The organism is Streptomyces sp. NPDC052910 (genome assembly GCF_055585605.1).
Genome location: NZ_JBVJJR010000015.1, coordinates 54,897 through 79,302 on the forward strand (window position 1 = coordinate 54,897; position 24,406 = coordinate 79,302).

Annotated in this window: 14 protein-coding genes; all 14 read right to left on the reverse strand. The window is 71.8% G+C overall.

Annotated features, from left to right (window positions below):
- Positions 1-90: 90 nt before the first annotated feature.
- The 14 genes from ACZ6X9_RS32270 to ACZ6X9_RS32335 all read right to left on the reverse strand — a co-directional run bounded on the left by ACZ6X9_RS32270 (position 91) and on the right by ACZ6X9_RS32335 (position 24,377).
- On the reverse strand, positions 91-12,699 hold the full coding sequence (locus tag ACZ6X9_RS32270; RefSeq protein ID WP_469781585.1) for a hypothetical protein: 12,609 nt from the start codon (positions 12,697-12,699) through the stop codon (positions 91-93).
- 77 nt (positions 12,700-12,776) lie between these two features.
- Complete coding sequence (locus tag ACZ6X9_RS32275) at positions 12,777-13,193, reverse strand: DUF6292 family protein (RefSeq protein ID WP_469781586.1); 417 nt, start codon at positions 13,191-13,193, stop codon at positions 12,777-12,779.
- A gap of 376 nt (positions 13,194-13,569) precedes the next feature.
- The gene (locus ACZ6X9_RS32280; protein WP_469781587.1) at positions 13,570-14,469 is read right to left on the reverse strand and encodes a hypothetical protein; all 900 of its coding nucleotides are present in this window, start codon (positions 14,467-14,469) and stop codon (positions 13,570-13,572) included.
- The gene (locus ACZ6X9_RS32285; protein ID WP_469781588.1) at positions 14,466-15,320 is read right to left on the reverse strand and encodes a ParA family protein; all 855 of its coding nucleotides are present in this window, start codon (positions 15,318-15,320) and stop codon (positions 14,466-14,468) included. Before ACZ6X9_RS32285 ends, ACZ6X9_RS32280 begins: the two co-directional genes overlap by 4 nt.
- Positions 15,321-15,600: 280 nt before the next feature.
- Positions 15,601-16,305, reverse strand: a complete 705-nt coding sequence (locus ACZ6X9_RS32290) for an NUDIX domain-containing protein (protein WP_469781589.1) — start codon at positions 16,303-16,305, stop codon at positions 15,601-15,603.
- 38 nt (positions 16,306-16,343) lie between these two features.
- Entirely contained in the window at positions 16,344-16,880 is a 537-nt protein-coding gene (locus ACZ6X9_RS32295; RefSeq protein WP_469781590.1) for a hypothetical protein, read from the reverse strand.
- Between the two features lie 73 nt (positions 16,881-16,953).
- Positions 16,954-17,448, reverse strand: a complete 495-nt coding sequence (locus ACZ6X9_RS32300) for a Pycsar system effector family protein (RefSeq protein ID WP_469781591.1) — start codon at positions 17,446-17,448, stop codon at positions 16,954-16,956.
- A complete protein-coding gene (locus ACZ6X9_RS32305) occupies positions 17,445-17,786 on the reverse strand; it encodes a DUF7739 domain-containing protein (protein ID WP_469781592.1) in 342 nt (113 codons plus the stop codon). The genes ACZ6X9_RS32300 and ACZ6X9_RS32305 overlap by 4 nt, the downstream gene beginning before the upstream one ends.
- Before the next feature lie 100 nt (positions 17,787-17,886).
- On the reverse strand, positions 17,887-18,375 hold the full coding sequence (locus tag ACZ6X9_RS32310; protein WP_469781593.1) for a hypothetical protein: 489 nt from the start codon (positions 18,373-18,375) through the stop codon (positions 17,887-17,889).
- Between the two features lie 78 nt (positions 18,376-18,453).
- Complete coding sequence (locus tag ACZ6X9_RS32315) at positions 18,454-20,661, reverse strand: hypothetical protein (protein ID WP_469781594.1); 2,208 nt, start codon at positions 20,659-20,661, stop codon at positions 18,454-18,456.
- A gap of 82 nt (positions 20,662-20,743) precedes the next feature.
- Positions 20,744-21,124, reverse strand: a complete 381-nt coding sequence (locus ACZ6X9_RS32320) for a hypothetical protein (RefSeq protein ID WP_469781595.1) — start codon at positions 21,122-21,124, stop codon at positions 20,744-20,746.
- Between the two features lie 4 nt (positions 21,125-21,128).
- Positions 21,129-23,537 carry a DNA polymerase III subunit gamma/tau domain-containing protein gene (locus ACZ6X9_RS32325; RefSeq protein ID WP_469781596.1) on the reverse strand — a complete coding sequence of 803 codons (2,409 nt, stop codon included), beginning with the start codon at positions 23,535-23,537 and terminating at the stop codon, positions 21,129-21,131.
- A gap of 142 nt (positions 23,538-23,679) precedes the next feature.
- Positions 23,680-23,910, reverse strand: coding sequence for a hypothetical protein (locus ACZ6X9_RS32330; protein WP_469781597.1), 231 nt, complete (start codon positions 23,908-23,910; stop codon positions 23,680-23,682).
- Positions 23,907-24,377: a hypothetical protein gene (locus tag ACZ6X9_RS32335; RefSeq protein WP_469781598.1), complete on the reverse strand. Its 471-nt coding sequence runs from the start codon at positions 24,375-24,377 to the stop codon at positions 23,907-23,909. The genes ACZ6X9_RS32330 and ACZ6X9_RS32335 overlap by 4 nt, the downstream gene beginning before the upstream one ends.
- Positions 24,378-24,406: the final 29 nt, after the last annotated feature.

The following is a 24,406-nucleotide window of genomic DNA, read 5'->3' on the forward strand; positions in this document are numbered from 1 at the left end:
GCACCCCGACACGACAGAGAGCGCGTGGACCGCCTCCGGCCGAGCCCGGGCAGCCGGTGGGCGCCCGGGCTCAGGCGGGAGCGAGAGCGATCAGCGCTGGTTGGGCTTGCGGGCCTGCGGCTGCTCGGCAGCACCACGGCGGAGGTGCCCGGCCTGCTCGGTGCCGCCGGACGCCGCCTTCTTCCCTCCCCGCTTCGCGGTGGTGGTCGACCGGCCCCGGGCGGCCGCCGCGGAGACGCCGCGCTTCGCACCGGGCATCGGCCGGTTCAAGGCCTCGCCCATCTTGCGCATCGCGGGAACGTCGACCGTGCCCCCGCCGTTCGCGGCCGAGGGCGGGGTGCCGCCGCCCCCGCGCCGGGGACCGCGGTACTCGAGAGCCGCATCTCCCAGCCGCAGCAGTGCCTCCGCGCTCGGCAGGTCCTCGCGCTTGTCCGTACCGTGCTCGCTGGTGCGGCGCAGCCGGTCGGCGGCAGCTTGTGCCAACTCGGCGATCTTCTCGCACGCGCGGATCGAGACCCGGCGGACGAACTGGGTGACCCGGTTGTCGCCCATGAGCTTGCCGGCATGCTCGCCCGCCCGCTCCTTGATGACACTGATCAGGTGACCGATCGCGCCCTTCACGCTCTGGATGCGCTGCCACTCCGGCAGGTCTTGAAGGACGGGGGCGTGCGCTTCGGCCTCCCGCAGCGCCGCGTTCACCGCGTCCGCCGACTGCTGCGGGTCGCGGCCCTTCGCCGCTTCGGTCGGTTCGGCGGGCGACGGCGCGGTGGCGGGCTCGGCGGGCTGCACCACGGCGGTCGGCGGTGTCTGGGGAACCGGTGCCGCCTGGGCAACGGCCTGTGGCTGCACCGTGGCGACCGCCTCGGCGAACAGCTTCTCCAGCCGTCGCAGTTCGTCGATCACCGAGGCGGACAGGTCCGCGCTCGTGCCCTTGTCAGCAGGCACGTGGTCATCCCACGCCTCTTGGACGGCCGCGAAGTCGGCGACGACGTCGACGGGGCGGTCGTCCGCAGGGCCGGGGTCCGCCGGGCCGGTCCACAGCACCAGCTCCCCCGAGGGCTCCGCAGCCGCGGGCGACTCGGCCGTCGCCCCCTCGGCCTTGGGGGCCGGCCCGGTCGCCTCCGGAGTCTCGGGGGACGTGGAGCGGGCGGGTGTGGCCACGTCGGGGGCCTCCGGTGCTTCGGGATTCGGGGCAGGCTGGCCGGTCGACGCCACATCGGCGGCCCGCTCCGAGCCGGGTGCGTCGGCGGGCGCGGGCAGGGCGAGCAGTCGCTCGTAGACGCGCGGGGTGGCCAGGGCCAGCACCTGCTCACGACCGGCCGCCTCCCTCCCGAGGTAGGTCCATGCCAGGTGCTCGGAGACTCCGTCCCCGACCAGGGCGTCGGCGGCCCGGGCGAACAGGGGCCCGAACTCCTCCAGGTTGGCGGCGGCGTGCGCCGCGCGGAGCAGTCCCTCCTGCTCGGCAGCCGTGTTCACCAGCCAGGTGGCGACTTCATCCACGCTGGGCGCCATGCCGTCGCGCAGAGCGTCGCGGACCGCGGCGACGAGCGCCGCGCGCACCTTGGCGACGCTCCACGCCGGGGCCAGCGTGCCGGTTGGCAGGTGCGTGGCGAGCCATGCCTCCGTCTCCTCGTCCGACACCAAGTGTTCCGCGCGCTCGGCCGGGCGGAGCAGCATGGGTACCTCGACCGACGTCCGAAGGTTCTGCCACGGCATGTCAGCAACGCTGATCCCGGGCAGGGCCAGAGTGTTCGAGGCAGCGTCGGTCTGCACCCTGACGAACACCCGGCCCCGCCCTCTGGTGCGCAGCGCGAGAGAGACGGTGGGGCCGCGCACCGGCTCCACCGCCGGAGCAGGGTCGGACGCCGGGGGCGGAGCCGACTGTGCGCGCTCCTCGCGGACAGGTTCCGAAGTGAGGACGGTGGCCGTGGCTTCTTGTTCCTGGGCGGCCGCGCGCTCGGCCTGCACCGCCTCCTGGGTGGCCTGGAGGCGGCCTTGCAACCGCCGTGTGTCGTACAGCAGGTTCAGGAGCGGGAATCCGAGGTACTGGCGCACGTCGAGGAGGGGGTCCGCCGGCATAGTGCCGCCCCAGGCGCGAGCCGCCTGCTCGACTGCGGCGAGATTCGCGGCCATCTGCCGAGCGTTATGGCCTTCGGGTAGAGCCGCAGCCAGATCGTTGAGGCAGGTGGTCAGCGCCTGCAACTGCGGGTTGCGCATGTGGCTCCTGCCCGCCTGCGCGGCCGCCGAGGTGACGGCCTGCAGGTGCTGCTCGGCGGCGGAGCGCAGTTCGCCGCGCAGCACGTCCGCCCGGGACAGGCGTCCGTCGGCGGCGACCGCGGTCGGTGGTTCGCCGTAGGGCTCCCCGGTGAGCACCGAAAACATCCTCGCCGCCTGGTGCGCCGCTCCCTGCGGGGAGCTGTTCAGGGCCGTGACATCGGCAGGCACGCCGTCCGCCATCCGGGCGAACCAGCTCCCCACGGCCGACAGACGGACGGTAGCGACGGTGCTCTCGCCATACAACAGCTCACCCTCGCGGGGCCCCTCTCCTTCCACCATGGTCAGCCGGAGTCGGTAGCGGGCATCGGCGGGGAGCGGGAACGTCTCGGTGAAGGCCCGAGGGGCGGGCGGGTCTTCGACGTCCATGGCAGGCTCCGCTTCCTCCTGCGCGTCGACTTCCGCCGGGAGGCGTCCCACGGTCGGGGCGACGGCCGGGACGTCCATCGCGACGGAGCTGGGTTCCGGCTCGTCTGCCACTGCTTCCTCCTGGTCTGGCTGGTCGGGGTCCTCATCTGCGCCTTGCGACGCGGGGGCGTCGGCCGGCGACGCGTCGGGGACGGTCGGATCCTCTCCGGCCGCCGTGCCCGGGCCCGGGGCGGTGTCATCGGTCCCGAAAAGGGGAAGTTGCTCGTCCTCCAGGCCCAGACCGCCCTCGCGTGGCGCCTCGGTGTCAGACACCGAGGTGTTGACCGAGTCGACCGCCGGCGCCACCTCCTCCAGGGCGGCGGGTGGCTTCGGCCCCCCGGCCGCGAAGAGGTCCAGTTGCTCCTCGTCCAGGTCGGCGGGCGGACTTTCGGGCCGCGTCGGCGCCGGCGGCGTGGGGACGGGTTCGGGCACCGGCTGTGGCGGCATGCCGAGGAGGTCCCGCCGCTGCTGATCCGACGCTCTCGGCTCGCCGGGGGCGCGGGAGGGCTGTTCCTGCCAGGGCAGATCAGCGTGCGGCCCAAGGTCGGTGGGCTGCACGACGGCCTTGGCCTCGCCGGTCGAGCCGGACTCGACGTGAATGCCGTCGGCCCCGATCGTGGTGACCTTCATCCAGAAGCCCTCGGATTCGGGCACGAAACGGTGCCGGGCACGGACGTAGTCGCCCACCGCCGGCCGCCAGCCCGCGCCGCCCGGGTAGAGGACCTCGTCCACTGCGTCGTGGAACCGGCGCACGGCATCCATGAGCGGCCGGACGTCGGCGTGGCTGCTCTCCCGGTACCGAGTCAGGATCGCGTGACTGCGCGCCGTGGCGAGGTGACCGTCTCCCTCGGCGAGCTGACCGGCCTCGTAGTGGGCTTTGGCCCGGTCCCAGGCCTCGCGCGCCTGGGCCAGGTCGCTGGTGGTGTTACGGCGCGGGACGGCCTCGCGGATGCCCTCCGCCGCGGTGAGCGCTGCTTCGACCTCGGCCAGCGGCGCGGTTACCTGCTCCGGCTTGGGGGTGCCGCCGTGCGCGCGCGCCTCAGCAGGTCCGGCGCCCTCGGGCAACTGCTCTCCCGGCTCCGGCGGGGCACTCTCCTCGGCCGGGGTGTTGTCGGCGGGGCTCCGCATGGACGGCCGGGAGACCTCCGCGCCATCCGGAGGGAAGAGGCTGGTGTGCTGCTCCGGCTCAGGTGATGTCCCCTGCGGGGCGGACGCGCTCTCGTCGCTGCTGTCAAGCAGGTTGAGTTGTCCCTCCGGCTCGGCGTCGGCGTCCGCGGCAGACTCCGTTTCGAGGGCCTGCTGCACGGCTTCCGCAAGGCCTGGGACCGATGCCGAGGCCGGTTCCGCCTCTGTGCTGTGGAGCTGCGCGTAGAGCTGGCCCGCCAGTTCGGTGTGCAGGCCGTTGCGGTCCCGTACGGCGTCGTCGCCGCCGCGGAAGTAGGGGTGGACCCACTCAGGCCAGTCGCCCGTCGGGACGTCCGCCCACTCTTCGGTCACCCACCCTTCCGCCCAGCGGGCCAGCACGGAGATGAAGTTGTCCTGGTCGTTGACACGGGCCGCCTGTGTGACCCGCGGCGCGGCCAGTGCCGCGACGGTCATGGCCTCCAACGCAGGCCCGCGCAGGGCCGGGTCGGTCAGCGTGCCGGGGCTCTGGCGCAGCACGGCCACGCGGTACGCCTCGGCGGCCGCCTCCGGTTCCATGACGCCCGGCTGGACCGTGACGATGTAGAGGGGGGCGATGTCGACATCCCAGCCGTTCGGCCAGCCCTCCCGGTCGCAGACGACCTGCGCCTCGCGCCCGTACTCCTTGGCCGCGTAGCCGCCGACAATGCCCAACCGGCCGGTGGCGACGAACAGAACGCGGTCACCGACAGCGGGCTCCGGGCGGTCGGCTCGTTCCAGTTCGTTGATGCGCCGCCGTCCGGCCGGGGTGATGTTGATGTTCAGCGTCGCCCCGTATTCCAGGAGCCCCGCATTCATCAGCCGCTCGACCACGGCGCTGTCGACACGGACGCCGTCACCCATGACGATGCGGCTGATGTCCCAGGTGACGCCGTCGTCAGCGAAGCCGAGGGGCACCAGTTCCCGGAAGGCGGCGTAGAGGATGGCGAACTCGTCGGACACGACGGGCAGATCGCTGTCGGCGTCCGGCGCGGGCGCCGCCGACGCCGAGGGCGGTTGCGAGGTGACCGGACCGGGGTCGGCCGGGCGCTGCTCCTCGGCGGCGGCCGCGGGGGCGGCCTCCTCCGGGGCGGGCGCGGGTTCACCCGGCTGGCCCCCGGGGTCCGGCTCCTGCTGAGCGGCGGAGGACCCCTCCGCCGGGACGGGAGCGGCGGCCTCCTCGGCGGACGCGGCCCGTTCTGCGGTCAGGGCGGCGATGGTGGCCTGCGAGCGGGCGGCCAGGACGCGGGCCGCCGCGTACACCTCCTGGAGGGGGTCGAGGAGGTCCGCGTCGACGGCAGGTTCGAGCGCCCGGCACCAGGCGGTCACAGCGTAGAGCCTGCGGACGATCTCGCCCGGCCCCCCGGGGACGGGTTCGTGCAGCGCCACCCCGGCCCGATAGTAGGCGGCGTCCAGTTCGGCGATGGGGTTGTCCGGGGTGCCGTAGCCGTCCGGCCGGACATCGTAGTCCTGGTTGCGGTAGGCCACGACGGTGGGATGGAGACTCCACCGTTCGTAGGCGTTCTCCAGCCGCCGCTGGATGTCGCGCAGGTCGTCCTGGTCGGTGAAAGGGGCGGCCTTGAAGAACTGCGGCACCTCGTCGAGGTTCGGCGCCGTGACCTCCAGCTCCGGCAGCCGGGCGGGCCGCTGTGGAGGCTGCTGACGCTCCTCCCGGCTGGTGTGCACGGTGACCGTGCGCCCGGCGGCCGCGAGGACGCGCACAGCGTCGTCCACTCGCTGCCTGCGGGTCGGCTCCTTCCAGGTGCGCGGCAGGTACCAGCCGCCGACCTTGCGGGACTGCTTGAAGCCGCCGCCGGTCCACATCGCCGCCCGGGCGGTGTCGTCCTCCGGGCTCACACCGAAGACGAGGGTGTCGGAGCCGTTGTGCAGAATCCAGACCGGGTCACGGCCCTGGTCATCGAGCGGCGGCCGGTGCACCTGGTCGCCGTAGACGACCGCGTGGTGGTTGGCCATGCGCTTGGCCACAGTGGCGCCATCCTCGGTGCCGCGAACCGTGTCGCCGCGGACGTCGCCCTCGTAGCGGTACCTGCTGTAGCTCCACTTCGCCGTGCCGACCTCCTCGCCCGCCTCGGTGTAGAGGCGCACGGTGCGGCCTTCCTCGGTGTAGTGGTAACCCTCGGCACCCGGGATCGGCGAGGCGTCCTCGGGGAGTTGCGTGGACTCCTCTGGTGCACTCTTCCCGGCGGGAGCGTCCTCGGCGGCGGGCGCGGGCTTCGTGACTGTGCCGGGCGATGCGGCCGCCGGCGGGGCGTACCGGTCGCGTACTTCGGCAAGCTGTTCGTCGGTCGGGGGCACGGTCTCGCGCAACGCTTCGGCCAGGGCATCCATCGCGGTGCGGATGGCCTGGTTGCGTTCGTCGCGCCGGAAGTGGATCTCGGCGGCCAGGTTCCCGTACTGCCACCACGGCTTGAGCGGGTCGCGGTTGGCGGTGTTGTGCGCCACCGCGACGTCGATCCAGGCGGGGAGTTCCTCCCACAGGATGGTGGTGGTGACGTCGCCCTGTTCGATGGTCAGCCCGTCCGCGCGGGTGGACAGGCGGACGTCTCCGTCGCCCCGCAGGGCGGCAGGCAGCTCGCTGCTGGTGGAGGCATAGAAGGCGGTCGTCGGCGTCTGCTGCTGCTCGGCGATCCACTCCCGTACACGGTCGGTGGGCATGACGCCGGGCACCGTGCTGACCGGCTGGCCGTCGACCGCGACCGCGCTGACGAGCCCGCGTACCTGGTCGTCGCTGAGGACCGCCATGATGGCCCACCCGGCGGACTGGTGGGTGCGGGCGGGCTGCGGCCCGCCGATGTGGCCGACCATGACGCGGTCACCGAGGGCGTCGATCGCGTCCTGCCAGAGCGCCTGCCGGCCGGCGTCACCGGTCGACGTCTCCGCCGGGGCAGGGGCGGGCACGACCCCCTGTAGCCCGCTTTCGTTGGCCGGGGCGTCGTCGGCGCCGGTGGCGTTCGAGGCGGGCGTGGCCGTCGGCGGTGCGTACCGGTGACGGGCGTCAGCAAACTGCTCATCGGTGGGCGGCGTGGTCTCGCGCAGGGCCTCAATCAGCAGGCTCATCCGCGCCTCGTGGATCACGGTGCCCGGGGTGGCGGACAGTACGTCGAGGACGCCGCCTTGGCGCCCGGTGGCCCGGGCACGATCGTGAGCGTCGGCCGCGTCGATCCACGCAGGCACTTCCTCCCACAGGATCGTGGTGGACGCCTCCCCCTGCTCCACCCGGATGCCATCGTCGTTCGTGGCCACCCGGACCGTGCCGTTGCCGCGTAGGGCCGGGGAAAGTTGCTCGCCTCGGACCAGCTTGACCATCCCAAGTTGACGGCGGGCGACCCAGTCTCGGAACAGGAGTGGGTCTGGGCCGTCCGTGTCGGGTCCGACAGCCAGGCTGGTCAGAAGGTCCTGCATGTCCTGTGCGGTCAGGATCGCTGGGATCGCCCACCCGGCGGACTGGCGGGTAGGGGCGGGCTGCGCCTCTTCGGGTCCGGTGGCCCGGGCCTGCTGCCAGACGATCCAGGCGGCTTCGCCGATCAGCATCTGCCGGGTGTCGGCTGATTCGGGCTGTAGCCAGGCGCGCAGCCACGCCGGTCGGTCCTCCGGGAGGTTGGCGCGCTCCAAGGCCCAGTCCTGCGCCCACTCGGCGAGGGCCGCGCGGAAGCCGCTGGCGCCGTAGTCGGCGTCGGCGTTCTGCGCCCGGGCGGTCACGTCCTCGTCGGCGGCCGCGGCCACGATCAGGGCTCGCAAAGCTTCGCGGTACTGCCCGTCGTCGGCGAGGTCGGGCATCTGTGGTTCCGCGACCGTGGCATCGGCTCGGCGGGCGATGCCGATGGTCTGGCCCTCGCTGACCACGGCGGCTGTGCCGCCGAGCATCCCGGCCATGACGGTGGCGTCGTGCATCGCCATCTCCGCCTCGGTCATCTCGCGGCCGCCGTCAGCGGCGGCGCCGGGATCGAACTGCGGGCCCGACCCGCCCTCGCGGCCGGAGGCTATGGCGGCGCCCGAGATCTGCGCCTCCAAAGCGGCCTTGCGCTCGCGGACGGCTTCCAGTTCGGCGTGCTTCTCGAAGGGGCGCCCGATGTGGGATCGGGTGTCCTCCAGTGCCGCGCGCCACTTGGCGAGCTTCTGCTCGATCTCGACCGGGGCGGTCACCGCTTCGTCGGCGGCTTCCGTCAGCGCCTTGACGATGCGCCAGGACTGGCCCTTGCCGAACCAGCTCAGGCTCAGGGGGACATCGACCTGGTGGCCTCCGCCGACCAGGTGCGCCCACCCCTCGTAGGTCATCCCGCCGAACTGTTGGCGCCGGTGCCAGGTGAAGCCCATTTGCAGGCCTCGCCAGCGGTAGCCCGCGTTCAAGTCGAGGGTGGGCTTGGAGCCCTGTGCGGTCTGCGCGAGGACGCCGGCGACGTCATCGGGATCGATGAGGCGGCCGTCGGCGGTGCGCCAGGTGTCGTCGTCCCCGGCGGCGGTCACCGCGTCGGCCATGGCGCGGATGGCGGGCAAGATGCGCTCCGCGTCGCGGATCTGGTCGGAGAGAACCTCGACCTTGCGCTTAATGCGGGCCTGCGCCTGCCGGTGGCCGTCGGCCTCGTTGAGGAGCATGGTCAGCTCGCCGTTGACGTCGGCCAGCTCCAGCAGCATGGGGTTGCCGGTGGCGATGGCCTTGGCCTGCCCGAAGCTGGCCCCGACGGGGTCGATCTCCTGGATGACACGGCCGACCTTGCGGCCGGACATGATCTGGACGATGGGTCGCTGCTTGCGCTCCAGTTGCTGGAACATGTAGCTGTCGAAGCTGTTCAGCGCGATGTAGCGCAGGAACTCGACGGGCATGTCGAGGTCGATGAGAAGGTTGCCGGGGCGGTCGAGTCGGCCCTCGCGCTGCTCCCACTCGGCGGGCTTGTGCGGCGGGTCGACGTGGTGCAGCGCAATGCCGAGGGTCTGGACGTTGACGCCCGTCGCGCCTTTCTCTGAGGACATGAACAGGACGCTGACTTTGCCCGCGCGGGCATCGCTGAAGAGTTGTTCCTTGGCGAGGTCGCTGTTGTAGTCGTGGATGAAGCGGATGCGCTCGCGGGGGATGCCCGGCAGTCCTTCCTCCGGCAGGCCGTCGATCAGGCCCCGGCGGATCTTGCCGTAGACCTGACTGCCGCGGTCCCTGCTGGGGGTGCCCAGGTCGCAGAAGACGAGCTGGAGGCCGCCGGAGATGTCGTCCGGATAGCCGGGGAACTTCAGGTCCTTGGTGCGCTCGTGGATCTGAAGGACGTTCCTGACGACGGCCCCGACCTTGCCTGGGCCGTCCGGCTTCATCCCGACCAGCTCAAGGTCCAGGGCGGCTTTGCGGCCGTCCGTGATGACGTTGAGCATGTTGTCCTTGGACGGCTTGACCTTGCCGGACTGGATCTTGTCGATGCGGTCGGAGATCGAGCTGACGTACTGGACCAGGTTCGGGGTGGCCTCGATCTCCACGAAGCGGTCGATGCGCTTGGGCCGCTTGATCTTGAACGCTTCGCGTGGCCGCAGCTCCGCGACTTCCGCGAACAGGGCCAGGGCCTCGTCGGCGTTGGTGTACTCCACCGGGCGCCGCTTGAGGCGGAAGCTGACGCCGTCGACCCCGACCTCCGGCCGGGACTCGAACTGGATGAAGTTCGCCGCCCAGGCGTCGGGGCTGCCCAGCCCGAGCCTCTCCAGCCGCTTGGGCATCGTGTAGTGCTGGAAGACGTACATCTCGCGCACCGAGTTCGAGATGAACGTGCCGCTGTAGAGGGCGGTGACGTTGTCCCGGCCGGTGCGCTCGCGGGTGACGATGAGCTTCAGGTCGAGGTCGGTGGCCCGCTTGGACGGCTTGCCGAGCGACATGCCCTCGGTCGTGGCCGGCAGGGCGAGGTTCTTGAACAGGTGGGCTTCATCGACCTGGAGGAAGTCCACGCCCAGATTCTCGTACGTGACGCCGGCGTCGGTGGCCTTCGAGCGCAGGTCGGACGCGCGGGCGTCGAACCGATCGACCATCTTGGCGATCTCTTTGATCCGCCGGTGGTTGGCGTCGCCGCCGTCGATCGCGCTCAGCGCGTCGCGGTACTCATTCGCCAGCTCCTCCAGGTAGGTGGCCTCGGTGACGGGGTGGACCCCGAGCCGGCCGAAGGAGTTGTGCGTCATCACGATCGCGTCCCAGTCGCCGGTGGCGCACCGGGCCGCGAACAGCATGCGCGAGCGGGCGTCGGCGAGGTCCTTCTTGCCCGCCATGAGGATCTTGGCGTTCAGGAACAGCTTCTTGCCGTCCCGGGAGATCTGCTCCAGCAAGTGGTTGGGAACGACGATCATCGGTTTGTTGACCAGGCCGAGCTGTTTGAGCTTGATCGCCGTCATGAACATCGTGGCGGTCTTGCCGGCGCCGACCGGGTACGGGCACAGCGAGCCCTCTTCCGCGCTCAGCACGCGCTGGACGAAGTCCCACTGGTGCTCGTACGGCTTGAACTCCGGGTCCATGCCGTCGACCGTCAGGTGGGAGCCGTCGTGCTTGGGCAGGACCGTGCTGTTGAAGATGCGGTTGTAGTCGGCGGCCAGGCGGTCCGCCCGGTCGGGGTCCTCCCACACCCAGCTCGCGAAGCGGCGCATCAGCGCCGTCATCTTCGACTCCGCGAGCATCGTCTCCTTGTCGTTGCGCACCCGCCGCGAGGCACCCTCGGGCGTGCGGAAGGTGTCGTAGACCTTCGGGGCCTGACCGTTCAGCGCGAGGTCGAGCAGCTCGAAGGCATTGACGCAGGAGGTGCCCCACTCGCTGGTCGCGGCCTCCGGGATCGTCATCGGCATGTCGACGTTCCACGTCGCCGTCTTGGCCACGTGGATGATGTCGACCCCTACGCCCAGCACTTCCTCGGCGAACGCGATGACGTCCTCCACCGGAATCCACGGGGCGCCGAGCTTGGCCTTGATGTCCTCCGGCGGCAGCGGTTCGGGCTGCACCTCGCGCAGGGCGTCGACGTGCCGCTGGAGGTCGTCGCGGCCCTGCGACAGTAGGAACTCGGCGCGCTCCAGCTTGTCCACGACCGGCCCGGACAGGTACGCACCGCGGGTCAGCAGTTCACCGCTGTCCGGGTCGGGGAAGACCAGGTCCCCAAGCGCGCCGGCCACCTGATCCTTTTCGATCCCCAGAAGCTGCGCGATGGTGGGGACGTCGACCTTGTTCTTGAAGTTCAGGCAGAGCGACAGCGCCTCTTCCGGCGTCTCCGCCGACGTCGGCCGCTCGATGCGGCGGTTGACCCGACGCAGCAGCAGCGGGGCCTTGTCCGCCTTCTGCGTCTCGTCGTCAAAGTCCTCCAGTGCGAGGACGGACACGAAGTCCGGGTCACGGCGGAACCCACCCAGCCGCGGGTAGCGGCGGCTGACCGCCTTCTCTCCCGTCTCCTCGTCGACCGCGCCCTCGGCGAGGGTGAAGCGGTTGATCGGGCCGTGCGCCTTGACGTAGGCGTCGTACAGCCGGTTCACCTCGGCGCGCAGCGGGTCGAGCTGCACGTCGGGGATGTCGTGGTCAGTCTCCGCCTCGATCAGCGTCAGCGTGGCGTCGCGCAGCGCGATGAGCTTGGGCAGCTCCTTGCCCGCGCGCTCGACCGCGACCAGCTCGCCGTCGACCACCTCGTGCGGCTTGCCGTCCACGAGGTGGAAGGAACCTTCCTTCCGGCCGTCCTCGCGGACGGGGAAGGGCAGCGTGTCCTCGGTGAACGGCTGCGCGCCGACCGCGACCCGCCAGTCGCGTCCCGCATCCCGGGCCGCTGCGGTGATGCCACCGAAGGCCCGTCCCAGCGCGGCCCCGAGGTCCTGGCCCTCCGGCGCCTTCACGGCCAGGGTGTGCCCGTGCTGCGCAGCACGCCCCTGCTCAAACGTGCCGAGCACGTTCTCCGGGTGCTGGAGGAAGTAGTTGTTGGCGTACTGGCCGGGGACCGTCGGGACCTCGCTGACCTCCATCCAACTGTCCTCCAGCGGGCCGTCGGTGTCGCGCCGGCGGACGATGAGGATGTCGGCGAGGACGCCGGTGCCGCCCTCGGCGAGGGCGCCGTTGGGCAGCCGGATGGCGCCCAGCAGGTCGGCGTGCTTGGCGATGGCGCGGCGGGCGGTGTCGTCCGCGGAGTCCATCGTGTAGCGGGAGGTCAGCAGGATGGCGACGCCGCCGGGGCGCAGGGCCTGCACCGAGCGCCAGATGAAGTAGTTGTGGATCGAGCCGGTGACCGCCTTCGGCGCGGTCTTGTCGTGGACCTGGAAGTTGCCGTACGGCACGTTGCCCAGGACCGCGTCCACGCTGTTCGACTGGAGTCCGGCGTCCTGGAGCCGGGCGTTGACGATCTCGACATTCGGGTACCGCAGCGCGGCGATGCCCGCGGTAGTCGGGTCGCGCTCGATCCCGAACCAGTCGACATCAAGTCCGGGTGGAGTGCGCGCCGCGAACTTGCTCATACCGAAGCCGGGCTCGAAGAGGCGCCCACCTGTGAAGTTGAGGTCCTGCAGCGCCGACCAGCACGCGTCAACAATCAACGCGGGCGTGTAATAGGCGGTGGAGGTTCCCTGTTCGGCCTGCCGGTAGTCCCGCGGGGACAGCAGCCGTTGTAGCTGCTCACCGATCTCCGCCCAGGTTCCCTCTCGGTCATCCGCCAGTGCCGGGGCGAGCGGTCCCCAACCCGGCCAGCCGTCGAAGACTTCGAGGTCCTCGGACGTCGGATCGGTCTGATCCTCTCGCAGCCGGATCAGGGTCTCGACAGCCGCCAGGGCAGCACGGGCCCGACCGATCGGCCCCAGACGGCTTTCCGGATCAGGCTCGGGGGCAGGAGCAACCGGGGTTTCGACGGAGTTGGACATGTCGTTCTCCAAGCTGCAGGGCCCGGCGCAGCCTCAGCGCCGACGGTCCGGCGGGCGGTCGGAGGGCAGCGAGTGCGTCAGGCCGGCGCGGCGAAGGCCGACAGACGCATCTCGAACGCGTCGTCGTCGTTCTCCGGAAGTCGCTGCGGACCGCTCTCCCGGCTCGGAGTCAGGCCCGGGTGGGACAGGACCATGTCGGCCCAGCGCGCCACACGGTCGGGCGAGGGCACCAGGTCTTCCCCCATGAACCAGTCGCTCGTGCCAGCCTCGGCAGGCAGCCGGAGCACCCAGCCGAAGGCCTCGTCCCAGGCGAGTTCGACCTCCGCCTCTTCGTCGGCGTACGGGCCGCTCTCCGGCGCCGCGAGCGTCACCACAGCGGTCCGCACCGCCGGTGGGCGCCCGGTGATGGCGTGTCCCAGCACCGTCAGGCCGATGTCGTCGATCGCCGTGACCGCAGCCTGAACGTATGGCTGGTGGTCGGTGCGGATCGTCATGAGCACCCCTTTCCCGTCGCTTTCAACGGACGGACCCCCTGCCCGTCCCCCCAGCCGCTCACGCCGAGGCGACCGGCTGGCGGCAGACGTACATGATCCCAATCTGATGGTCCGAACGGCGCAGAAACAACCAGATTCAAGCCCCTGACTTCGACATACCCGCCGGGCGCGTCATCGGAATAGTGCGGGCCACCGGGGGCGGGGGTCTTCGCGACACCCACGGGCACTCGACGAAGGTGACCCGGCGTCTCCTCCGAGTGACCCGCGAACTCGCCGAAGCGGGGCGGCGTAACGAGTAAGGTGCGCTCGTACACACAACTGGGCGCCCGGCCACTACCTTTGGCCGGGCGCCCAGTTGGTATGTGATCGCTATCGGTTACGTCATCCGCTCAGAGACGATGTCGAAGACCCGGGAGTCCTTCTCGTCAACGAAAGCGGCCAGCAGGTGGGTCAGGACCTCAGCGCGAGGGATACGCCCACGGTTCAGCCGGTCTGCGAGCGCCAGGGACCGCCGATCGACGTCACGCTTGAGGCTCTCGGGCAACCCGCCCTTCGGCTTGGAGGGCGGCGGTGTCGCTCCCTCTATGGCAACGGCCAAGGACTGAGCGATGACCTGGGCATCGTCGTCATCACTGAGGGCCAGGTCCCCAGGAAACAGCTTCACGGTTTCCCTCAGCCGTTTGGCAGTGACTTTGGACGCCCCTACAGCCTGGACAACCATCTCATAGACCCCGACTGCCGCCTTGAGCCCATGCCGGTTCTGGAATGGCACGAGCTCACGGACCTGCCCTTCGGGGGCCTTGTAACCGCGGGCGTTGAGGACTTCACCTAGCTGCCAGCCATCACGAAGCTGGCTGCACCGGGAGCGGCTGATGCCGTACTCGTTCTCCGCCCACTCTTCGATGGTCTTGTAGCAGCGCTCGGGCTCCAGCTTGTGCGGGATCCTCCGGAACAGGCGCCCGGTGGCGATCGTGTCGAGAGACTTCCCCGCGATCCAGGTCGCGGTGGAGAGCAGGTCTATCCCGGCTACGCAGGCGTCGAGGTGTTGCTGCTCTTCAGGGGTGAGGTCTCCAGCGCCCGCGGGTTCTACCGGGTCGGGGATCTTGTCCAGTCCGGGGCGGACCGCCTCGACAGCGGCGGCGATGCGCTCGGCGAGGGCCTGTTCGTTTATCGCTTGGCGTTCAGCTTCAGCGCGCTCGGCGGTCCGGCTCAGGGAGCCAGCCGCGTCATCGGCGGCGTCTTCATCATCCCAGCCGTCCAGTTCGAACTCTTTCACGCGGCGGCCACCAGCCCGGCATTGGATGCGATGCTGCGGAAGAAGTTGGCAGTATCCGTCTTGGGCCGATGGTGCACAACCGGCAGCCCCTTGTTGCGGGATTCCTTGAGGTGGGAGGACCGGATGGGAATTTCACCCAGGAGGGGGATGCGCGGGTGGTTTTGAAGCTGCTTGTAGACGGCGGCGTCGAAGTCGCCCATCGGCTTCACGACACGACCGATGACCATGCCCAGGATGTCCAGAGGCTCGGTGCGCCCCAGCTTCGCCATGATCTTCTTGTGCTGGGCGACCTGCATCTTTACGGCCTTCATCGCCCACTCGTCTACGTCGACCATGATGATCGCGGCATTCGCCGCCGCGGTTTGAGCGTCTGTGTCCGTGTCCAGCGCGGGGCGCATGTCGAGCAGGATGTCGTCGTACTCCCCCTGGAAGTGCTCCAGCATTCGGGCATAGAGCTGAAGCGCGGCACCCGTCTCCCGTAGACGGGAGGGCAGGAGGTACATGTCCATACTGGCGGGCAGGACATCAATGTTGTCCACCCGGGTCTTGGCTACCAGATGGTGCGGGTCGACCATGTCAATGACGACGGTGGCCTGCGTGGGACCCTTGTCGTCGTCCAGCATGGGCACCTTGAACGCCATGGTGGCGTTGCCCTGTGGGTCACAGTCACAGACCAAGACGCGCCGGCCGCGCTCAGCGAGCGCGCCAGCGAGGTTGATGGTGGTGGTCGTCTTGCCGACACCACCCTTCTGGTTGCACATGGCGATGATTCGAGTCTGCCCGCCTTCGCTGATGCGCGGCGCGGGGAGCTCGACGGCGCCGACGATAGGCTCCGAGGCGATTTCAGTCATGACAGGGACGATATCCAGCGCGCACCCCTATCTCTGACCAGCACACCCAGATCCGCCCGGACAAGGGCGCACGAAGCACCTACACAGCCGCCGACCAAGATCGTTCTTCCACAATTGTAGAAAAATGATCTTGGTCGGCGCCGAAGCCTCTCCCGGACTCACATCGCGCGGTTGACCCACATGGAGTTCCCTGCCGCCTGCGACGGGACGGGCTGTCCGGCCCTGCTCAGTGCTCGCCAGCAGTCCGGCACCACGCGGGGCTGGCAGAACGGACCCGGGGTCAGACCGGCCGGGGGTGCTCCAGGCGTGCCGTGGGCTGGACGCGGTGGCGCGCGACGGGGAGGTGTCGGGCCCAGGTGCGCCAGCGGGGCGGGTGGACGTGGCGCCAGGCGCTGTTGGACAGGCCGTCCTCGGTGGGGAAGCGCTGGCTGATCCCGCAGGAGCACTCCCAGCCGTAGGGGAGCGGGGCGTCGTCGTCGCGGGTGGAGGTGACGACGGCCTTGGTGGCGCCGTGGGTTCCGTGGAAGGTTCCTACCGTCCAGCGCTCGGTGCGGCGGGTGGCGAGCTGCCGGCGCCGGGCGTCGCGGAGGATCTCGCCGTGGTCGAACGCCAGGGGGGCGCCGGGGTTGTCGAGGGGGACCCAGTGCACGGCGGCGGCGTCGTCCCCGGCCCGGGCCTCGGTGCCGTCCGGCACGGTGACCATGTAGGCGGCGCTGATGTACCTCCCGCGCGGGTCCCGGTCGGGGGCGTCGTAGACGCCGACGAGGATCAGCTCCTCCGGGTCGGCCTCGATACCGGTCTCCTCCAGCAGTTCGCGGGCGGCGGCGGCACGGGAGGCCTCGCCCGGGTCCACGTGTCCGCCGGGCAGTGCGAGACGGCCGGCGTAGGGGTCGTATCCCCGCTCGATGAGCAGGACGTCGTCGCCTCGCAGGCACACGATGTCGGCGGTGTAGCGCAGGGTCTCGATGGTCTCGGTGTCGGTCACGGTGGTCGTTCTCCTCTCCCTGGTTGGGGGTGTTGGGTCTAACCGGTCTGGTCGGTGCGGGCGCGGTCGTGGCGGGTGTCCCAGCCGGTGCAGTGGGTGGTCTCCTGGCCGTTGCTGTCGTAGCGGACGGTGATGTCCCAGACGGGCCAGGTGCCGAGGGGGCGCGGGCCGCGGGTGATGGCGAGGACCTCGTAGGCGCTGGTGTCGTCGCCGTGGTCGTAGCGGCCGCCGACGACGCGGGGGCCGATCTGGGTGGCGATCCACTCCGCGTAGGTCATCTCGAACCCCTCTTCGTCCCCGAGGGACTCGGCGGACATCGTGCTGCCGCACCAGCCGCAGTGACTGCGGGTGGAGGGGTGGACGGTGCCGCAGGCCGCACAGGTCCAGGACGGACGCTGGCAGTCGTGACAGGCGTCGTACGAAGGCGGGTTGTCGGCCCCGCAGATGCAGCCCCAGGCCCGGCCAGCCGCCTTCGCGGCCGCGAGCGCCCTTTCGTACGCCGACCCGGACTTCGGGCTGCCGGCGGCCGCCTCGTCGCGGTCGGGGGCCTGGGGGCGATGGGCTCCCATGCTCATCAGCTCTCCTTCGGTGGGTTGGCCCCGTGGGGTCCAACGGGTCTGAGCGGCGGGCCCGCAGGCCCTGAGGTGGTCAGTGGAGGGCGAGGACGGAGAGGTCGCCGGTGAGGGCGGTGATCAGGGCGGCTGCGAGGGCGATGAGCGCGCCGCCGGTGAGGTCTCCGGCCAGGCGCAGGGCCCGGTATTTGCGGCGGGCGATCTGTGCGAGGTGGATGAGGTCGGCGGCGCGGTCGTCGGGGCTGTGCAGGCTGCGCAGTAGTTCGTCGGGGGTGCATTGCGCCCAGCGCAGGAAGCCGCTGCGGGGGGCGCCGCCGAGGTGGGGGCGGACGACGAGCAGGACGGTCAGCAGGGCGGCGACCAGGCCGACGGCGCCGGTGGCGACGAGGACGGCGGCCGTGGGCGGTAAGGGGCGCCCGGGTGCGGTGGCGACGAGGGCGGCCAGTGGCAGGGAGATCGAGGTGAGCAGGACGCCGGCCTTGGCGTCGGTGCGGGTGACCTCGGTGAGGACGGCGGCGGTGGCTGCGTCCAGGCGGGCGTTGAGGGGGCCGGAGGGGGTCACCGGGGTCACTGGGTTTCCGCCGTGCTGGTGGTCCAGATCCAGGGCTGGGGGTCGGCGGCGGCGGTAGCGGCCGCGATGCCCAGCCGGGAGGCGAGCTCGCGGTGTGGCTTCTCCAGGTGCCGGTGGGCGGCGACGCGGCGCAGGAGCATGGCCAGTACGGCGGACTGGTCGGCGTCGAGGGCATGCTCGGCCTCGCCGGCGTCGTCCAGGAGGGTGGTGAGCGGCGGGTGGTCGTCGGCGGGCAGGATGCCGCGGACGTGCTGGCCGAGGTCGCGCAGATGGGGGGCGGGGAAGATGTCGAGGCCGAAGAAGTCGCTGCCGTGGCTGACGGTGACGTGCGTGCTCATGTGCAGAGGTCCCTTCGTCGGAGGGCTGACGGATCTTATTAGCCCTGTTGGCTCTAACTGATCTGATGGGGTGTGGCCTGCGGTTTTTGTGCCCGCCGGGTCAGTGGCGGTTGTCGTTGCGGGTGCGGGCGATCAGGCCGCGGGTGGCGGAGCTGTAGGTGGTGTGGTGCTGGTGGACGGTGCTCTCGTAGTGCTGGTGGATGACAGGCGGGGCGGCCCTGGCGACTTCCTTGGCCCCCTTGAAGACTCGGGAGAGGGCACCGAGGAACGCGATGGGCGCGACGCAGACGATGCCGACGACAACCGGGTTGACCTGTCCGACGGTCCACATCACGAGGGAGATGCCGCCGGAGATGGGCACGGAGGCGAGACCGGCGGAGAGCATGATGCCGCTGAGATCGGCGGCGCGCTGGCTCATCGGGGGCCGGCCGGGTTGGGCGACGGGCGGGGTGGGGCCGATGGCGGGCAGGGGGGTGGTGTCGCGGTAGGAGGTCGGCAGCGTGGGGGTGGGGTGGTAGGCGTCGGCGATGAGGCGGCGGGCCTCGGCGGCGGCCTGGATGTCGCTGAGCGGCTGCTGGTCGCGGTGCATGGCTCTCCTGGGGTCGGTGCCGGGTAGGGGCGGGCCCCGCGGCGGGAGGTCGCGGGGCCCCAGGGGGTGACGCGGAGATCAGGAGCGGGTGAGGTCGTCGAAGGCGGCGGCCGCCTCGTCGGCGGTGATGCCGTCGCCGGTGACGGCATCGATGACCATCTGCCGGTCGGCGCCGGGGAGCATCTGCAGAAACCGCCGGACGCGGTCGGCCGCTGACGGGCGCGAAGGCGCGGTCGTGGCCTTGGTCTTGGACTTGCGGGCCCTGGCGGGCGGGCCGACATCGTCGGGGTCGAAGTCCCCGTCGCCCTCGTCGCCCTCGTCGTCTTCGTCGTCGGGGGCGTTCCAGTCGCCGAGGAGACCGCGCTCGTCCAGGGCGCGTAGTTCGTAGCCGGTCAGGTGGCCGACGGTGTCGGGGAAGAGGGCGGCGAGGTTGGTCTCGGCGTCGAGGCCGGAGAGGTCGACGTAGAGGGTGCGCATCACCACGGGGCGGCCCTTGATGACGATCCAGCCGACGCCGCCGATGCCGGTGGCGTCTTCGGGGGATTCCTCTCCGGCGATGCGCTGTTCGATGGTGAGCTGGCTGCCGCCGTACTCGGCGGGCAGCGGGTCGGGGATGTACTCGCCGGGGACTAGGCCGTCGAAGGCGCGGCGGGTGGCGGCGGCGTCGCCCATGTTGAGGATGACCGGACGGCCGTTGGTCTTGAGTTGGTTGCGCATGGTGGTGGTGAAGCCGTCGTCCACCTTGATGTCCTGGCCGGCCAGCTTCAGGCCGACGCCGTATTTGCGGCCTTTGACGGAGAGGACTTCGGCGAGGTTGGCGATCCGCTCGCCGTACTTGGCGTCCTTGGTGGCGGCCAGGTACTCGTCGACGTATACGGTCAGCGCCGTGTAGGGGCAGCCGGGATCGTTCGGTTTCCAGTCGCGGACGGTGCCGTCGGCGCGTGGCATGGAGCCGCGGATGTCCATCAGGGCGACCGCCGCCCGCAGCATCCGGTAGATGAACAGCGGGCCGACGCCGTGGCGGTCGACGTGCGGGGCGAGGAGGGCGATCTTCCCGTCGGCGCCTTCGGTGGCGACCCAGGAGGTCATCTGGGCGTTGGCGTCGGCCGCGACGCACAGCACGATCAGTTGGGACTTGCCGGAGCCGGAGGCGCCGCCGATCAGGCCGAGGGCGATGCCCTCGGGGCGGTGGGCGCGGCCGCGGACGAAGGTGCCGTCGTAGGCGACGCCGAGCCGCCAGAACCCCTCGGCGTCGGGGGTCAGATCGTCGCGGGTGGCGGTGCGCACCGCGACGAGCGGGGGTTCGTCGTAGACCTGGACGTGGACGCGGTGACGTTCGACGTGGGCGAAGACGCGCAGTTCCTCGGGGCGGGCGCCGACGGCGGTGCAGAGCTTGGCGATGTCGGGCCGGGGTGCTTCGGTCTCGTCGTCCATGCGGGCCACCCAGTGGGTGACGCCGCGCGCGTTGTCGCGGACGGTGTACTCGAAGAGCGTGTCGGGGATCGCTTTGCCGGGGCGGGCGATGTTCTGCGCCCACCACGCGGCGTCCGCGTCCGCGCCGTCGCCCTGCCGGGTGGCCTGGGGGGTGAGGACGATTTCCTTCCAGCCCGGGCCGTAGGCGGTGCCGTCGGGGCCGTGGACGGTGTCGATGACCTTGACGGCCTCGGTCGGGACGCCGAAGGCGGCGGCGACGGCTCGTTCCTCCAGCGGCGGTACCGGGCAGCCGTCGGGTGCTTTGACGAGGGCGGAGAAGTCCACGGTGCAGCCCGGGTGGCGGGTGATGCCCAGGAGTTTGGTTGCGCCCGAGACCGGGGCCCGGTCCCACATGCCGCGGATTTGGCGGGTGAAGGCGTCGTCCTTGCTGTGGGGGCCGGCGGGTGCGGGGGAGTCGGCGGTGGTCAGGGCAGCGTGGGCCAGTCGCAGGCTGCGGCTGCGGGTGAGGGGGGCGAGCAGGCCCATGCCCAGGGCCCATCCGGCCGCGAGGGCGGCGTCCAGGCCCCAGCCGGGGGTGTGCAGGGCCGTGAGGTCGATGGCGGTGGCGGAGGCGAAGGGCAGCGCCCGCACCACGGTGGTCATCAGGTTCGCACCCGGCTGCTCCGCCCGGCGCCAGGCCCGCACGAGAGCGACCCCGGACGGCACGGCGGTGGCGGCGAGCACGGAGAGGTGGGCCGGGCCGGCGGGGTCGGTGTTGGGGGCGAGGGCCAGGCCGAGCGCGGCCGCTCCGTAGACGGCGCGCTCCAGGCGCAGACGTCGGGCGAGGAGGCGCCCGTAGACCGCGGTCGACATCGGAGTCGTCTTCCTTTCGACAAGGGGCCGGGGCGGGCCGCGAGTGCGGTGGCCCGCCCCGGAGTGGTGCCATGCGCTGGGGTCAGTCCTCGAGAAAGCCGGGCTTGGGGGTCTTGGTGGTGCGGGAGCGGCGGATGTCATCCAGCGCGCCGTACTTCGCCCGGTGCACGTCGGCGGCCTGCCGGGCGGCGTCCCCGGCGGCCTGGGTCACGGTCTCGGTCTTCTGGGCCTCGGCAGCCGCCCCGCCGAGCAGGACGGAGACGTTGGAGGTCAGCTCCACGTACCGCGGGTCGCCGTCGGCGTCCCGCAGTTGTTGCGCGGCGGTCAGGGCGAGGCCGGCATGGGCCTTCATCTGCTTCTTCACCTGCCTCAGGTCCTCAACCGCCACGTCGATGCCGCGGGCGAACACCCGGAGCGTGCGCTGGAGTCCGATGTAGTCGTTGCCGCCGGAGGTCTCGCTCATCTGGTCACCCTTCGTGGTGTGCGGCGGCCGACGCGTGGCGCAGGCCCGCGTCTGCCTTGGCGTTCTTGTCGCGGCGATAGTCGGCGTTGACGGCCCGTGCGGCCATCACGGCCGCTTCCGCCGCCGCCTTGCTCTGGCCGGCCATGCCCTCGGCGGACTTGGCCATGGCCCGGGCGGTCTCGGCGAGACGGTCCAGCGCGATCATCACGCCGGGGTCGACGACGTTGTGGCCGGTGGCCAGGTCGCTCTGCATCACGACGATGGCCGCGGCCGTGCGGCGCATCGTCTCGGCGACGTCGGCGGCCGCCTCGCCGGTGAGGCCAGCACCGAGCGCGATGCGGCCCATGGCGAAGATGTAGTCGTCCAGGGTCACATCGGTGCGGTGCTGCTGGGCCAGGCCGCCCTCGGGCGGCCGGCTGTGCGAAGTGCTCATGGGTTCCTCTCGCCAGGCTCCGGCCGCGCGTGGTGCGCGCCCGGAGTGCTCGGACGGACCGGCCGGACGCTGGGTCCCCGGCCGGCGGGTGTGGCGCTCGGGTGCCGGGCCGAGCCCGGCCTGCCCCCGGCCGACGGCCGACGGACGCTTGGGCCGCGCGGGCTGGTCGGCGCGCACGATGTAGAAGGGGTCCCACCGCGGACCGCCAGCGCGCTGCGCCGAGGTCCAGGCGTCCTCGCGCTCCTGCCGGAAGGCGCCCGGACCACCCGCCGACGACGCACCGTTCGACGACGCGTTGTTCGTCCGGCCACTGCCGGGCCCCGGCCCCGGCCCCGGCCCCGGCCCCGGCCCCGGCGCAGCGAAGCGCAGGCGCCACCAGGCGCCGAAATTCCTCGCCCGTTTCCTTCCGGGCGGCTTCTTCGCCCGGCGGGGCCGGGTGCGGCCGCTCTTCGCCTTCGCAGTCGGCGCCGGCCCAGGCGGCGAGCCGGTCGTCGGACGCGTCCTGGTGAACCAGACCTTCTTCGGCCGGACCTTCTTCGGCCGTCGCGGTGGCTTCGTCCCCGGGCCTGCCGTGCCCCCGGAGGGGGCCGTCGGTCCCCCGGGACCCGGCCCGGCGGCCGCGCCCGTCCCCGGTGCCGGGCCCGCCCCCGGGGACGGGCCGGTGCCGGGTGCCGCGCCCCTTCCGGGTGCCGGGCCGGTCGGCCGCCCGCCCTTCTTGCCCTTCTTGATCTTTCTGAGGACCGGGGTGATGTTCTTGCGACGCTTCTTCAGCCGACGCTCCGCGGCCTCCGCCACGGCCTCGCCCAGCGTCGTGCGGCCCCCGGTCTTGCCCCCGGCGGCGTCCGCCCGGCGGGCCTCCTTCGCCGCGCGGCGTTGCTGCCGGTCCTGTTGCCGGTTCTCGCGGGCCAGGTCACGGTCCTTGGCCCGGTCGGCCAGAGCAGCGGTCTGCTTCGCGGCCCGCCGCTCCTGGCGGCCCCGGGCCCGTTCCATCGCCGGGCTGGACGCGGACGAGCTCGGCGCCTTGCCGCCCTTGGGGGCCACGATGCCAGCGCCTCGTCCGGCGCCGCCCGGCGCCGACTTGCCTTTGGCACCCGCCCCACTGCTGCCCTTCGTTTCCGTCCCCTTCCCGGAGCCGGGGACACCCGAGCCGGGCCCCTTGCCGGCGGGGCTCTTGCCTGCGGGGCCCTTGGCGGCCGGGCCGGACGGGGCGGGGCGGGCAGGAGCGGAGCCGGAGCCCTTCCCCGAACGACCGTCCGAGGCCTTCGGCCCCGTCCCCTTGCCCGTCGCACCGGCGGCGGGCAAGGGCCGGGCCCCCGGACCCGGCGGCTTCGCGCCCGTAGCCGGGGCTGCGCCGCCGCTCTTCCCCCGGCTGCCGCCCGGCGAGCCGGCCACCCCGGCACCACGGGCCGATCCGCCACCGCTTCCGGCCACGCCTCGGCCCGCGCCGCCGCCGGCGGCCTTGCGGCCGTACTCCTGACTGGAGGGCACGGTGGCCTTCGCCCGTGCCTCGTGCCCCTGGTCGCGGAGCTTCTTCATCGCCAGGGCGTGCCCGGCGGCCTGTTCCAGCGCGGCGACCTTCGCTTTCATCCTGGCCTCGCGCAGCGGCCCGGCCTCGGCGTGCTCGGCCATGCGCCGCTGGCGCCAGTCCGAGACGAGCATCGCCATGCCGCGCAGCGCGACCAGGGCCGCGGCGAGCGGGGCGGCGATCAGCAAAGCGCCCGTCCCGCCGCCCGGCGGCGGCTGTCCGTCGTCCCCGCCGGCGGGCAGGCCCGGCATCGACAAGGTCGTCGCCGGGGCGGGGGAGACGGCGGCCGCGTCGTCGGCGGCACTGATCCTGTCCGGGATGGCCGGAGGCCGATCGGCCTCCGGCCCTGCCGCCGGGGGCGGCGGGTCGGACCGGCGGGGCGGGGGAAGCCCCGGCATCCCGCTCAGCCCCTCCTCTCGTTGAGGGAAGGGGATCAAGTCCCCGTCATCAGCCAATGGTCTTCTCCTTGTTGACAGAACGTGACGTTCTCGCGTACGCGCGCGCGTGTCCGCGCGTCCGCGTGTCCGTGCGTCCGGTTGGGGTGCGGTCAGGGCCGCTCTCCCGAGGAGAACGGCCCTGACTGCGCCGACCTGATGACTACCGTCCGTAGCGCTGGCAGAAGTTCTCCAGCGTCCGCGCCAGCTCCACCAGCGGGCCGGCGCTGCCCCGCCGTTGGTGCTCCTTGGCCACCGCCTTGGCCTCCTCGACCCAGGCGAGGATCACCCCCCACTCGCCCAGCCGGGCCGCATACTCAGCCCGCCGCTGCTCGTGGTGGGCCTCCTGGCGCAGGCGCCGGGCCTGCGCCCGCGTCATCGGCTCCGTGCTCACGCCGCCCCCCGCCTCTTCTCCATCTCCAGCAGTGACCCGGCGACCGGGAGGTCCTTCCCGTCTTCCGTCGCACCGTCCAGGCGCTGCTCGCTCTTGTGCAGCGCCTTCGCCAGCAACTCCCCGACCGTGGCGGAGCGCTTGGCCCGGGCCAACGCCTTCTGCTCGCGCTCTCCAGGCAGCTCCCGCACGGTCGCGGTGTGGTCGATGTGCGCCACGTGCAGGGCCTCCAGCGCCTCGTACTGAAGCCGGGCCCCGCGGACCAGCTTCCTGGCGTGCTTCTCCATCCGGCGCGAGCGCCGACGGGCGTCGAACCGGCCGTCGCCCTTGACCTCCTCGGCGCGGTACTTCGTCCGGATCGCCGTCAGCAGGTCGTCGTAGACCTCCCAGTCCAGGCGGTGCGAGCGCCGCCGGGCCTGGACGAACTCGGCGAAGGGGTCGGGTTGCAGCAGGTGGGACATGTCAGTCACGTGAGAACTCCTTGAGTCAGGGAAGGGCC